The 13,249-nt window shown below is 37.0% G+C and carries 17 protein-coding genes; 7 read left to right on the plus strand and 10 right to left on the minus strand.

The window, feature by feature from the left end; all coding sequences use genetic code 11:
* Positions 1 to 22: 22 nt before the first annotated feature.
* Entirely contained in the window at positions 23 to 736 is a 714-nt protein-coding gene (locus tag QS62_RS06430) for an epoxyqueuosine reductase QueH (RefSeq protein WP_066107628.1), read from the minus strand.
* Between the two features lie 13 nt (positions 737 to 749).
* A complete protein-coding gene (ispB, locus tag QS62_RS06435; RefSeq protein WP_066107631.1) occupies positions 750 to 1,721 on the minus strand; it encodes an octaprenyl diphosphate synthase in 972 nt (323 codons plus the stop codon).
* 267 nt (positions 1,722 to 1,988) lie between these two features.
* Here ispB and rplU point away from each other — a divergent pair, with 267 nt between their 5' ends.
* The 5 genes from rplU to QS62_RS12070 all read left to right on the plus strand — a co-directional run bounded on the left by rplU (position 1,989) and on the right by QS62_RS12070 (position 5,484).
* Complete coding sequence (rplU, locus tag QS62_RS06440) at positions 1,989 to 2,300, plus strand: 50S ribosomal protein L21 (protein ID WP_066107634.1); 312 nt, start codon at positions 1,989 to 1,991, stop codon at positions 2,298 to 2,300.
* 19 nt (positions 2,301 to 2,319) lie between these two features.
* Positions 2,320 to 2,577 (plus strand): 50S ribosomal protein L27, encoded by a 258-nt coding sequence (gene rpmA, locus QS62_RS06445; RefSeq protein WP_066107638.1) that lies wholly within the window; start codon positions 2,320 to 2,322, stop codon positions 2,575 to 2,577.
* 75 nt (positions 2,578 to 2,652) lie between these two features.
* Positions 2,653 to 3,483 carry a bifunctional DNA-formamidopyrimidine glycosylase/DNA-(apurinic or apyrimidinic site) lyase gene (gene mutM / locus QS62_RS06450; protein WP_066107641.1) on the plus strand — a complete coding sequence of 277 codons (831 nt, stop codon included), beginning with the start codon at positions 2,653 to 2,655 and terminating at the stop codon, positions 3,481 to 3,483.
* Between the two features lie 143 nt (positions 3,484 to 3,626).
* Complete coding sequence (gene pckA, locus QS62_RS06455; protein WP_156550086.1) at positions 3,627 to 5,240, plus strand: phosphoenolpyruvate carboxykinase (ATP); 1,614 nt, start codon at positions 3,627 to 3,629, stop codon at positions 5,238 to 5,240.
* A gap of 103 nt (positions 5,241 to 5,343) precedes the next feature.
* On the plus strand, positions 5,344 to 5,484 hold the full coding sequence (locus tag QS62_RS12070; protein WP_197495430.1) for a hypothetical protein: 141 nt from the start codon (positions 5,344 to 5,346) through the stop codon (positions 5,482 to 5,484).
* A gap of 5 nt (positions 5,485 to 5,489) precedes the next feature.
* Here QS62_RS12070 and rarD read toward each other — a convergent pair whose 3' ends face one another.
* The 8 genes from rarD to yceD form a co-directional block, all read right to left on the minus strand.
* Positions 5,490 to 6,392, minus strand: a complete 903-nt coding sequence (gene rarD, locus QS62_RS06460) for an EamA family transporter RarD (protein ID WP_066107649.1) — start codon at positions 6,390 to 6,392, stop codon at positions 5,490 to 5,492.
* Positions 6,393 to 6,479: 87 nt separating this feature from the next.
* Positions 6,480 to 6,710, minus strand: a complete 231-nt coding sequence (gene acpP, locus QS62_RS06465) for an acyl carrier protein (RefSeq protein ID WP_013745789.1) — start codon at positions 6,708 to 6,710, stop codon at positions 6,480 to 6,482.
* Between the two features lie 252 nt (positions 6,711 to 6,962).
* A complete protein-coding gene (fabG, locus tag QS62_RS06470) occupies positions 6,963 to 7,691 on the minus strand; it encodes a 3-oxoacyl-ACP reductase FabG (RefSeq protein WP_156550088.1) in 729 nt (242 codons plus the stop codon).
* A 10-nt stretch (positions 7,692 to 7,701) separates the two neighbouring features.
* Complete coding sequence (gene fabD / locus QS62_RS06475; RefSeq protein WP_066107655.1) at positions 7,702 to 8,646, minus strand: ACP S-malonyltransferase; 945 nt, start codon at positions 8,644 to 8,646, stop codon at positions 7,702 to 7,704.
* Positions 8,647 to 8,676: 30 nt separating this feature from the next.
* Positions 8,677 to 9,627 (minus strand): beta-ketoacyl-ACP synthase III, encoded by a 951-nt coding sequence (locus QS62_RS06480; RefSeq protein WP_066107659.1) that lies wholly within the window; start codon positions 9,625 to 9,627, stop codon positions 8,677 to 8,679.
* A gap of 74 nt (positions 9,628 to 9,701) precedes the next feature.
* Entirely contained in the window at positions 9,702 to 10,718 is a 1,017-nt protein-coding gene (gene plsX / locus QS62_RS06485) for a phosphate acyltransferase PlsX (RefSeq protein WP_082966147.1), read from the minus strand.
* A gap of 21 nt (positions 10,719 to 10,739) precedes the next feature.
* On the minus strand, positions 10,740 to 10,904 hold the full coding sequence (gene rpmF, locus QS62_RS06490) for a 50S ribosomal protein L32 (RefSeq protein WP_013745784.1): 165 nt from the start codon (positions 10,902 to 10,904) through the stop codon (positions 10,740 to 10,742).
* Positions 10,905 to 10,919: 15 nt separating this feature from the next.
* Positions 10,920 to 11,447: a 23S rRNA accumulation protein YceD gene (gene yceD, locus QS62_RS06495; protein WP_066107662.1), complete on the minus strand. Its 528-nt coding sequence runs from the start codon at positions 11,445 to 11,447 to the stop codon at positions 10,920 to 10,922.
* A 206-nt stretch (positions 11,448 to 11,653) separates the two neighbouring features.
* On the opposite strand from yceD, the gene asd reads away from it, so the two are divergent.
* Positions 11,654 to 12,538, plus strand: coding sequence for an archaetidylserine decarboxylase (gene asd / locus QS62_RS06500; protein WP_066107664.1), 885 nt, complete (start codon positions 11,654 to 11,656; stop codon positions 12,536 to 12,538).
* 24 nt (positions 12,539 to 12,562) lie between these two features.
* Positions 12,563 to 13,195, plus strand: a complete 633-nt coding sequence (locus QS62_RS06505; RefSeq protein ID WP_066107667.1) for an FKBP-type peptidyl-prolyl cis-trans isomerase — start codon at positions 12,563 to 12,565, stop codon at positions 13,193 to 13,195.
* Positions 13,196 to 13,249 lie beyond the last annotated feature (54 nt).

Raw genomic sequence — 13,249 nt, forward strand, 5'->3', positions numbered from 1 at the left:
AGTAAGTTGTATAGAAAAATAATTAATCGGCAGAGTAATATAATTTGCCAATTTCGATTTTGGCGCGGCCTTGAGATTCACGCCATTTATTGGTGTCGCGTAATGAATAAACGCAGCCACAATATTCTTGTTGATAAAATCTTTCACGTTTACTGATTTCAATCATCCGCTGTGAACCACCGCCTTTACGCCAGTTGTAATCCCAATAGATGACATCATCATATTTCTCGGCAGCACGATGACCACAGCCATTGATTTGATTCATATCTTTCCAACGAGAGATACCTAAACTACTGGTGAAGACAGGAAAGCCATGTTCGTGCGCATATTGTGCTGCTTTTTCAAAACGCATATCGAAACACATTGTGCAACGAATACCGCGTTCCGGCTCATCTTCCATACCTTTCGCTCTTTCAAACCATTCGGCACGATCATAATCAGCGTCAATAAATGGAATATTATATTTTTCCGCAAAACGGATATTCTCTTCTTTACGAATTAAATATTCTTTTTGTGGATGGATATTAGGATTGTAGAAATAGATAGTGAAATCAATTTCTGACGCTAACAAAGCTTCCATTACTTCACCTGAGCAAGGTGCGCAGCAGGAGTGTAACAGTAACTTGTTATGTCCATTAGGTAGCGATAATTTTGGACGCACAAAAGGTGCATTTGGATCTTTTACTTCTTTCTTTTTACTTCCGCGAGAACGGGGTTTTGGTTGTATATCTGACATAACTCTTTAAATCTTAATGGTTTCGTTCAACAGAAATTTTAGCGAGAGAGATTAGTGCTTCTTTATAAGGAGTTTCTTCGATGCTTGCTAATGCATCAATTGCTTTTTGAGCTTCGATTTTTGCTTTCTCAATAGTATATGTTAGGGAGTTGCAGCGTTCCATAATAGCTTGCACCTCAGTAAGATGTTCACGCCCATGACCATGTTCAATAATGGAACGAATTAATTGACTCTCTTCTGGTGTTGCGTGATACATTGCATGAAGTAAAGGTAATGTTGGTTTACCCTCTTCAAGATCATCGCCAAGATTTTTCCCTAATTGTTCAACATCAGCACGATAATCCAGCACATCATCAATTAATTGGAAAGCAGTTCCTAAATAACGGCCATACATTTTCATGGCTTGAACTTGCTCTGCAGTAGCGTCAGCTAAAAGAGCGGAACATTCAGCAGCAACCTCGAACAGACGTGCAGTTTTACTATAAATCACCTGCATATAGCTTTGTTCGGTTGTATTTGGATCATTACAATTCATTAATTGTAATACTTCACCTTCAGCGATAACGTTAACTGCATCGGACATCACTTGTAATACAGGTAAAGAACCAAGTTTTGACATTAATTGGAAAGCTCGAGTATAGATAAAGTCACCGACTAAAACACTGGCAGCATTACCAAAAATCGCATTGGCGGTATCTTTACCACGACGTAAGGTAGATTCATCGACAACATCATCGTGCAATAGAGTTGCAGTATGGATAAATTCGATAAAGGTTGCACAAGTAATATGTTTATCACCTTGATATTTCAACGCATTTGCAACAAGAATAGCGATTAAAGGTCGAATGCGTTTTCCCCCACCATTGACAATGTAAAAACTTAATTGATTGATAAGCGCAATATCAGATTGTAATTGCTGTGAAATCATAGTGTTCACTGCTTTCATATCATTTGCTGACAGCGCCTGAATTTCCTGTAAATTCATACTTCCCTTCATAATTATTATGTAAGAATGTGCTAGTGATGCTTTCGTATCAAGAAAGGTGCTAATTTTACCCTAAAATTTTCGATTTCTAAAATTAAACAATGAAATTCTAAGACATTTTTTATTTTGTTTAAAATACGTGCTTGCTATTTTGTTTTTTTTTCCGTAAAATCCGCGACCTATTATGTGAATTTTAAGGTGCTGAGTTTAGATAACCTAATGATTAGGTTTGATTAGATAGCACCATATTTAGCGGAGTTTTCTTCTATGTACGCGGTTTTCCAAAGTGGCGGCAAACAACACAGAGTAAGCGAAGGTCAAGTAGTTCGTTTAGAAAAACTTGAAGTGGCAACAGGTGAATCAGTTGAATTTGATTCTGTGTTAATGGTCGTTAATGGTGAAGATGTTAAAATTGGTGCGCCAGTTGTTTCTGGTGCAAAAGTAGTGGCTGAAGTTGTAGCTCACGGACGTGGCGAAAAAGTTAAAATCGTTAAGTTCCGTCGTCGTAAACACAGCCGTAAACAACAAGGTCATCGTCAGTGGTTCACTGAAGTGAAGATCACAGCAATTAGCGCTTAATTCAAAGGAGATCAGATAAATGGCAACTAAAAAAGCTGGGGGTTCAACCCGTAACGGTCGCGACTCTGAAAGTAAACGTCTTGGCGTTAAGCGTTTCGGTGGTGAATCTGTATTAGCAGGTAACATCATTGTTCGTCAACGTGGTACTAAATTCCATGCTGGTACTAATGTTGGTATGGGACGTGATCATACTTTATTCGCAACTGCTGATGGTAAAGTGAAATTTGAAGTTAAAGGCGAAAAAGGCCGTAAATACGTAAGTATTGTAACTGAGTAATTTCCAATCAGATTAAGAAAAAACTGCACTCGATGGTGCAGTTTTTTTTATACCTCAAATTTAGGAATTTAAACCATGCCAGAATTACCAGAAGTTGAAACTACGCGGCAGGGAATCCTACCTTACACGCAAGATCAAATCATTAAGCATATTGTTGTTCGCACACCACGATTACGTTGGGTAATTAGTAAAACATTATCTGAAATAAAAAACGAACGTATTATTAAAGTTAGTCGCAGAGCGAAATATCTTATTTTCCATTTAGAGTTAGGTTATATCATTGTACATCTTGGTATGTCGGGATCTTTACGACTTGTTTCAGAAGATGATACGGTGGATAAACATGATCATGTAGATATGGTACTGTCGAATGGCAAGATTCTACGTTATAACGATCCAAGAAAATTTGGCGCTTGGCTATGGACAGAGAGTTTAGAAGATTTTTCTTTATTTGAGAAACTTGGGCCGGAACCGTTAAGTTCATTATTTACCGGAGAATATTTATTCAAGGTAAGCCGTAATCGGAAGACTAAAGTGAAATCTTGGTTGATGAATAATGAGATTGTGGTCGGAGTAGGAAATATTTATGCCAACGAAGTGTTATTTGATTGTCGCATTCATCCTAATTTGGCAGTCAATGAATTAACACAAGAGCAATGTCATTTATTGGCAGAGAGTATTAAACGTATTTTGCAGCAAGCAATTCAACAAGGTGGTACGACCTTACAAGATTTTATGCAACCAGATGGGCGACCAGGATATTTTAAACAAGCATTAAATGTTTATGGGCGTAAAAATGAGCCTTGTATCCGTTGTGGGCATCCTATTGAAACGGTAGTGATTGGTCAGCGTAGTAGTTTTTATTGTCCTATTTGTCAGGCGATCAAAAATAAAGGATTCGATTAAACAAAAATTGAAAAAATCAAAAAAAAGTTTCTACCTCGAAGGAGTGAATCGCGGAAATTTGATCTAGATAACGTTTTTTTTTAGGAAAAAGTATTAGAATGCAAAACATGATTTTTTTATATTCAATTTGAAGGAAAATGATTATGTCAAACTTAAAAGCTTATTTAGACTCAATTGGTATTCATGATGTAGCTGAAATTGTTCATAACCCAAGTTATGAACAATTATTTGCTGAAGAAACCAAAGCAGACTTACAAGGCTATGAAAAAGGTCAAGTTACAGAACTTGGTGCAGTTAATGTAATGACTGGTGTTTATACAGGTCGTTCACCAAAAGATAAATTCTTCGTAAAAGATGACACAACAAAAGATACTATTTGGTGGACTTCTGATGAATACAAAAACGACAATAAACCAGTTACTCCAGAAGCATGGAAACAAATCAAAAAATTAGCAACAGAAGAATTAAGCGGTAAACGTTTATTCGTTGTTGATGCATTCTGTGGTGCAAATGAAAGCAGCCGTTTGAAATTACGTTTCGTGATGGAAGTTGCATGGCAAGCTCACTTTGTAACTAATATGTTTATCCGTCCAACAGCAGAAGAATTAGCGAACTTTGGTGAACCAGATTTCGTAATTATGAATGCTTCTAAAGCGAAAGTAGAAAACTACAAAGAATTAGGTTTAAATTCAGAAACTGCAGTAGTATTTAACTTAACTGAAAAAGTACAAGTTATCTTAAATACTTGGTATGGCGGTGAAATGAAGAAAGGTATGTTCTCTTACATGAACTACTTACTTCCATTAAGAGGTATGGCTTCAATGCACTGTTCTGCAAATACCAGCAAAGATGGTAAAGAAACTGCTATCTTCTTCGGTCTTTCAGGTACAGGTAAAACCACATTATCAACAGACCCTAATCGTTTATTAATCGGTGATGATGAACATGGTTGGGATGATGATGGTATCTTCAACTTTGAAGGTGGTTGCTATGCGAAAGTTATCAACCTTTCTAAAGAAAATGAACCAGATATTTATAATGCAATCCGTCGTGATGCATTGTTAGAAAACGTTACTGTTGATGCAAATGGTAAAATTGACTTTGCAGATAAGAGCGTTACAGAAAATACTCGTGTTTCTTACCCAATTTATCACATTGATAATATTGTTAAACCTGTATCAAAAGCAGGTCATGCAAACAAAGTTATCTTCTTATCAGCTGATGCATTCGGTGTATTACCACCTGTATCAATCTTAACTCCAGAACAAACTAAATATTACTTCTTATCTGGTTTCACAGCGAAATTAGCAGGTACAGAACGTGGCGTTACTGAACCAACTCCAACATTCTCAGCATGTTTCGGTGCAGCATTCTTAAGCTTACACCCAACTAAATATGCAGAAGAATTAGTGAAGAAAATGGAAGCTAACGGCGCGAAAGCATACTTAGTGAACACAGGTTGGAATGGTTCAGGTAAACGTATTTCAATTAAAGATACTCGTGGTATTATCAATGCGATTCTTGATGGTTCTATTGATAAAGCACCAACTAAGAAAATCCCAGTATTTGATTTCGAAGTACCAACCGAATTACCAGGTGTGAACCCAGCAATCTTAGATCCTCGTGATACTTATGCAGAAAAAGGTGAATGGGAAAAACGTGCTGATGATTTAGCAGAACGTTTCACTAAGAACTTTGTGAAATATACTGGCAACGAAGCAGGTAAAGCGTTAGTTGCTGCTGGTCCTAAAAAATAATCTATTTTAGGATATGACAAACAATAACACCTTACCTTAATGGTAAGGTGTTTTTTTATCTGATATGTTTCAGGTAATTACGTATTAGTAAATGGAGGAAGTGATGCGTAGAAGTGCAAGAAGAACATTAAAAAATTTTAAGACATTAAGAATTCGTCGTTTGATGTTACTGAAACGAATTCAAAAACGTAAACAATACATCCAAGCACGCCATCGAATTCGTTTCTTAAAAGAACAAGAGTAAATTGATTAAACTGATTTAATTTTTATATTTGCAGGTCGAATAAATCCATTAATTGCTAATATACACAATGCACTCCAGATAAAGCCGTAGGTAACATAAGCTTCAGATGGCATATGTGTGTTCAGTACAGTAATGGATAGCACAAAGAGTAAACTTGGCTCAATGTAACTTAATAGACCAAATAATTTCATTGGTAAAAGTGCGCTTGAGCGAATATTGAAAGACATAGATAGCGCACTCACTGCACCAAGTAAAGGTAATAACAACCAATATCGTGATTCTTGACTAATTAATTGCCATACATTTTCTTGTGGCAATAAATAGAGAAGAGTAAAAGGCGCAATCAAAGTCAGGTCTAGTGTTAACCCAAGTGATGCGGGGATATTCATAATTCTTCTTGATAAGTAATAAGGTGGATAGAGTAACACCACCCACAATGTCGTCCACGAAAAAGCTTGAGTACGATAAAACTCATTTAAAATGCCGCAAATCGCTAGAATTAATGCTAACAGCTGTAATTTCGTCAATTGCTCTTTCCAGATTAACTTGCCAGCAAATACCATTGCTAATGGAAAAAGAAAATAACCCATTGCAACATTTAAGCCTTCACCATTAATCGGCGCCCACATAAATAACCATAATTGACTTGCTAAAATGCAGGTACCTAATAGTAGGGTTAACCAACGAAAGAAGGATTTACCTAAGGTATTAAAAAGAAAAACTTTAATATTTTGTCTTTTAGGATTCAGGTATATAAGCAACCATAAACTTAGCATCGTAACAACAATTCGTAATGAAAAAATGGTTGTGCCTGTGAGAGGCTGCATTGCATAGCTAAATAAATATAATGAGCTGAATAAAATTTGTGATAGTACACAAAGAATAATACCAAGGATGATAGGATTCATTGTAATGAATAAATTAATGGATTTTAGATAAAATAAAAAAGGATTATCGTAAGGATAATCCTTTTTGACAGAAAAACTTTACTGAAATTATTGATTGCTTTGAACGTAATCAATTGCAGATTGAACTGTAGTAATTTTTTCAGCTTCTTCGTCAGGAATTTCGATATCGAATTCTTCTTCTAAAGCCATTACTAATTCAACAGTATCTAAAGAATCAGCACCTAAATCTTCAACGAAAGATGCTTCTGGTTTTACTTCTTCTTCTTTAACGCCTAATTGTTCAACAATAATTTTTTTGACGCGTTCTTCAATGCTCATTTGTTAATTCCCTATTTGTTATGTTCTGACAGAGGAGAAATTGTATGCATAATCAATTAAGTTGCAACTGCTAAATTAGAGGTCTAACCTCGCCCCTAATTAGGAGGTCAAAATTAGTATGCATACATTGACCAAAGTTACATACTCGGCAGCAATTCTATCATTAAGAAAGATTGATTGCTATGCTTTTTCCTCTTATAAGGTACAAGTATCCCAAATATGCGATAACCGTTACAAAATAGTAACAGTTAATTAATTCATATACATACCACCATTTACATGAAGTGTTTCACCAGTAATATAACTTGCATCATCTGAAGCAAGGAATGCTACTGCTTTTGCAATATCTTTAGGATCACCTAAACGACCTGCCGGTACTTGTGCCAATGTTGCAGCTTTTTGTTCTTCTGTCAAAGCATCTGTCATATCGGTTGCAATAAATCCTGGTGCAACAACGTTAACGGTTACTCCACGTGAAGCAACTTCTTTAGCTAATGCTTTAGAAAAACCGATAATACCTGCTTTGGCTGCACAATAGTTTGCTTGTCCAGGATTGCCCATTGAACCGACAACAGAACCGATACTAACGATACGGCCAAAACGTTTTTTCATCATACTGCGTAAAACAGCTTTTGAAAGATGGAATACTGAACTTAAATTGGTTTGTAAGATAATATCCCAATCTTCTTCTTTCATACGCATCATCAGGTTATCACGCGTAATACCTGCATTATTCACCAGAACATCAATATCACCAAATTGTTGTTTAATTTGCTCTAATACATTATTGATTGATTCTAGTGAAGTAACATTCAACACTAAACCTTTACCATTCTCACCAAGATAAGCAGAAATGGCATTCGCACCATTTTCACTGGTAGCTGTTCCAATAACGGTAAAACCTTTACTGACAAGTTCTTCAGCAATCGCTTTGCCGATACCGCGGCTTGCGCCTGTTACTAATGCGATTTTTGACATAATAAATCCTTTGTTATTCTTGAGTTTTTAGTGTTTCAACTTCTGCAAGTGAAGCATTATCATTCACTGCACTAGATTGAATAGTTGAGCTGATGCGTTTATTTAAGCCAGTTAAGACTTTATTTGGACCAATTTCAAAAGCTAATTCAATACCTTGTTTTTCCATTCTCTCTACTGTTTCAGTCCAACGTACAGGGTTATAAAGTTGGCGAACTAATGCGTTACGAATGGCATCAGGATCAGTTTCCGCTTTTACATCAACGTTATTAATAACAGCTACTTGCGGTTGTTTGAATGAAATAGAAGCTAACGCAACTGCTAATTGATCAGCTGCTGGTTTCATTAATGCACAGTGTGAAGGAACACTTACCGCTAAAGGTAATGCACGTTTTGCACCAGCTTCTTTACATAATGCTGCAGCACGTTCTACTGCCGCTTTGTTCCCAGCGATAACAACTTGTCCTGGTGAATTGAAGTTTACTGCAGATACTACTTCACCTTCAGCTGCTTGTTGGCAAGCTGCAATAATTTTTTCATTATCTAAACCAATAATAGCGTACATAGCGCCAGTGCCTTCTGGTACAGCTTGTTGCATTAATTTACCGCGTAGTTGCACTAATTGAATCGCGTCTTGGAAATCAATTACTCCTGCACAGACTAAAGCAGAGTATTCACCCAAACTATGCCCAGCCATTACTGTAGGAACAAGATCAGGATATTGTTGTTGCCATACGCGATAAATAGCCACAGAAGCAGCTAATAGAGCAGGTTGAGTACGCCATGTTTTATTCAACTCTTCGGCACTACCTTGTTGTACTAATGCCCAAAGATCATAATCTAGTACTTCGGAAGCTTGTTGGAAAGTTTGCTCAACAATTGGAAATTGAGTTGCTAATTCGGCAAGCATTCCCACTGATTGAGAACCTTGACCAGGGAAAACCATTGCAAATTTTTTCATGAGAGAACCTTTGTTAATTTTAAAAATTCATTAATAACGAATAAGGGCTGAACCCCAAGTTAAGCCACCGCCAAATGCTTCAAGTAATAAAAGCTGACCATGTTGAATTCTACCATCTCTGACAGCTTCATCCAGTGCTGTTGGAATACTTGCGGCAGAGGTATTACCATGACGATCTAAAGTCACTACAACTTGTGAGAGATCCATATTCAGTTTTTTAGCAGTAGCGGAAATAATACGTAAATTGGCTTGATGAGGCACTAACCAATCGATTTGTTCTTTAGCTAATTGATTTGCTTGTAATGTTTCTTCCACCACATTAGCTAATTCGCGCACAGCAATTTTAAATGTTTCGTTACCTTGCATCGTTAAATATTCAGGATCTTGTTGTGCTGGTAAATTGATGGGTAATGAAAGTACGCCAGCATCTTTACCGCTTGCATGTAGGTGGGTTGAGATAATGCCTGGTTGTTCAGCTGCTTCTAAGATCACTGCGCCGGCACCATCACCAAAGAGAATGACTGTACCTCTATCTTGTTCATTTAAACGACGAGATAATAAGTCAGAACCAATAACAAGCGCTTTTTTAACTTTGCCTGTACGAATGAATTGATCTGCCACACTAAGTGCATAAACGAAACCGGAACAAGCGGCAGCAAGATCAAAACTAATTGCATCTTCAATATTGAGCATTTGTTGGATTTGGCAAGCCGCACTTGGAAATGCGTGAGAACCACTAGTTGTTGCGACCAACACTAAGTCGATCTCATTTGCATCAATATTCGCAATGGCTAAACATTGTTTCGCTGCTTCATATCCCATTGTGGCAACGGTTTCATTAGCAGCCGCAATACGGCGCTCTTTAATGCCAGTACGTACGGAAATCCATTCATCAGAGGTATCGACCATTTTTTCTAAGTCGGCATTGGTTCTAATTTGTTGCGGAAGGTAACTACCTGTCGCTAAAATTCTGCTATACATAATTATCTCGTCATATAAAAAATTGTCGGAAATATTATCGTACTTTTATGGATAATCAAAAGATTTGTTACTATCTATGACAAACTCGTAAGAATTTTTTCTGGAATATTTTTATTCACTTGAAAAATAGCGTGTTCAATTGCGTTAGCAAAGGCATCACTATTGGAACTACCATGGCTTTTTACGATTACTGATTGTAAACCTAATAAAGAAGCGCCACTATGTTTATCCGGATTAAATGATTGTAGTTGCTGATATTTATCTTTAAGTAAATGGCGCAGAATTTTGTTTAACCAAGCAGTGCACCATTTTGGTTGTGAGCGAGCATTATCTTTTAGTAAATGAATAATGTTTTTCGCCGTACCTTCTAAAGTTTTCAGCGCAATATTACCGTTGAAACCGTCAGTGACGATTACATCAGCAACATGATTTAATAACTGATCACCTTCGATAAAGCCAACATAATTAAGATCAAGCATTTGCTCAAGTTGGGTTGCAGCTTGACGAATATGTGGTAAGCCTTTAATCGCTTCGATACCAATATTTAACAGCGCCACTCGAGGATAAACTAAATCTAAGATATTTTCGGCAAAGATAGCGCCCATTTTGGCAAATTGACATAACATATCTGCACTTACTTCTATATTCGCACCAAGATCAAGCATCACTGTATGATGACCATTCATTGTTGGAATAAGTGAAGTTAAAGCTGGGCGTTGAATGCCTGGAATAGGTTGAATAAGGATTTTTGATAATCCCATCAAGGCGCCAGTATTGCCAGCACTTACACAAGCGACAGCATTATTTTTTTGTACCGCTTCAACAGCAAGTCGCAAAGAAGTACCTTTGCTATAACGTAAGGCTTGAGAAATTGGGGTATCCGAATAGATTTGCCTACTACAATGATGAATAGTAATACGCTCAGAAAGAATACGATTCGTTGTTGGTAGATAATTTTTGATTTCAGCGTGATCGCCGAAAAAAAGAAAACGAAGCGTCGGATGCTTTTCCAACACTTGAATTGCAGCTGGGACAGTAATACGGGGACCAAAGTCCCCGCCCATCATATCTAACGCAATGGTTAGACTCAATTGATTACCTTTCGACGAAAATTATTTAATTTTACGACCGCGGTAGTAACCATCAGCAGTAACATGATGGCGTAAATGAGTAGCACCAGTTTCTTTATCGATAGAAACTGCAGCAGTAGTTAATGCGTCATGAGAACGGCGCATATCACGTCTTGAACGAGATTTTTTATTCTGTTGAACAGCCATTGGCTATACTCCTAACTATTTTTGCTTCTTTAAACTAGCTAACACAGCGAACGGGTTTGGTTTTTTTGCCAATTCTTCTGGCAATTCGCCAAAGACCTGTTCAGCCTCGGACACTTCACAGTGTTCTGGTTCATGCATTGGAACCAACGGAAGAGAAAGCAGAAATTCATCTTCAATCACTTCCAATAAATCTATTTCCCCAAAATCATTAAGCTCGATCGGTTCATAAATTTCAGGTAACACATCAGCCTGATCCATGTTAGACACTGGACTGTAATTAAAAGTACATGATAAATGATATGGAAAAGGTGTTCCGCAACGTTGGCATTCCAACATCACTTCAACCTTTGCTGTGCCTTGCATAACAACCAATTTTTGTGGATCGATTGAGAATGTTAGTTCAGCTTCAACATCACTTAGTACTTGATTAACCGCATCTTTTAAACGCACCAACTGAGCCTGAGAGTAATAGCCCTCATAGTTCAAACGTCTTTGTGCTGATTTAATAGGATCGACGGTTAAGGGTAGTTTTACCTTTTTCATAGGGTGCAAATATTAACGTTAGATACAACAATAGTCAAAGGAATTACAGCTTTTTTTGTAAGTTTTTCTACAAAAAGCTGATGAAGTAACTGAATAAAAAATATGGAGTGATAATTGAAAATTGCAGAATAACGCCAACTTGTTATAATCCGCCATTCATCGATAAGATGAATAGATCTTTTCACTGATTATAGAGGAAATCTCATTTGAACAAGACGATAACTTATTTCGATAAATTAAAAGTGGCGTTTCATTATCTATTACCACAATTCTTAGTTACGCGTGCAGCGGGTTGGTTAGCTGAGAAACAGTGGGGTGCAGTAACCCATACAATTATTCGCCTTTTTATTAAAAAATATCGTATTAATATGCAAGAAGCAGTATATGCTGATGCAAAAGATTATGTTTCTTTTAATCAATTTTTTATTCGTCCTTTAAGAGATGGTGTTAGACCAATCAATCAAGATCCTAATGGATTATGTTTACCAGCTGATGGACGAGTTAGCCAATTAGGAATGATCGAAGAAGATCGTTTGATTCAAGCAAAAGGGCATTATTTTAATTTAACTGATCTGCTTGCTGGTGATTTTGAGTTAAGCGAACAATTCAAAAATGGGCAATTTATTACCACCTATTTATCGCCAAGAGATTACCATCGTGTGCATATGCCTTGTGCGGGGACATTGCGTCAAATGGTGTATGTCCCGGGTGAATTATATTCGGTAAATCCATTTTTGGCTGAGCATATCCCTCACCTATTTTCACGTAATGAGCGGGTAATTTGTGTATTTGATACAGAGTTTGGGCCAATGGTGCAAATCTTAGTTGGTGCTACTATCACCGCAAGTATTAGTACTATCTGGGCTGGAGTAATTAATCCGCCACGTCCTGGTGAAATTCAAACATGGCATTATCCAGCGCAAGGTGAGGATGGTGCAATTTATTTAGAGAAAGGACAAGAGATGGGAGCATTCCGTTTAGGATCGACCGTAATTAATCTGTTTGCAGAGAATCAAGTCGAGTTTGCCCCTTATTTACATCAAGATACAGCGGTACGTGTTGGTGAATTATTAGCACGTAGAGCACAATAATTATTTAATTAATGAGGAATTTTTATGTCACAACAATTTTTTGAACAAGTTTCATTAGATAGCGTAGAAGCTAAAGGTAGCTACGGTATTGGTTTACAAATCGGACAACAACTATTAGCAAGTCAATTAGATGTTGAAGCAACAGCAATCGCTAAAGGTATCTTTGATGTATTAAATCAAAATGCACCAGCATTAGATCAACAAGAATTAGCAGCAGCAATTCAACAATTACAACAACGTGTTGAAGAAAAACAACAGTTATTATTTAAAGAAATTGAAGAAGCGGGAAAAGCTTTCTTAGCTGAAAACCGTCAACACCCAGATGTAGTAGAAACAGCGAGCGGTTTACAATATCAAATTCTTACCAAAGGTGAAGGAAAAGTTCCTGCTAAAACCGATAAAGTACGTGTTCACTACACAGGTTCATTAATTGACGGTACTGTATTTGATAGTTCTGTACAACGTGGGCAACCTGCTGAATTCCCAGTGAATGGCGTGATCGCAGGTTGGATCGAAGCATTAAGTATGATGCCAGTTGGTTCAAAATGGCGTTTAGTGATTCCTCACAATCTTGCTTATGGTGAACGTGGTGCTGGCGCATCAATCCCACCATTTAGTACCTTAATTTTTGAAGTAGAATTATTAGATATTCTTTAATTTTACAGGTTAGTTGATATAGAAAGGCTGTATCTTTTGCGGTCTAATAGACAA

Source organism: Gallibacterium salpingitidis (assembly GCF_001678495.1).
Lineage (GTDB): Bacteria > Pseudomonadota > Gammaproteobacteria > Enterobacterales > Pasteurellaceae > Gallibacterium > Gallibacterium salpingitidis.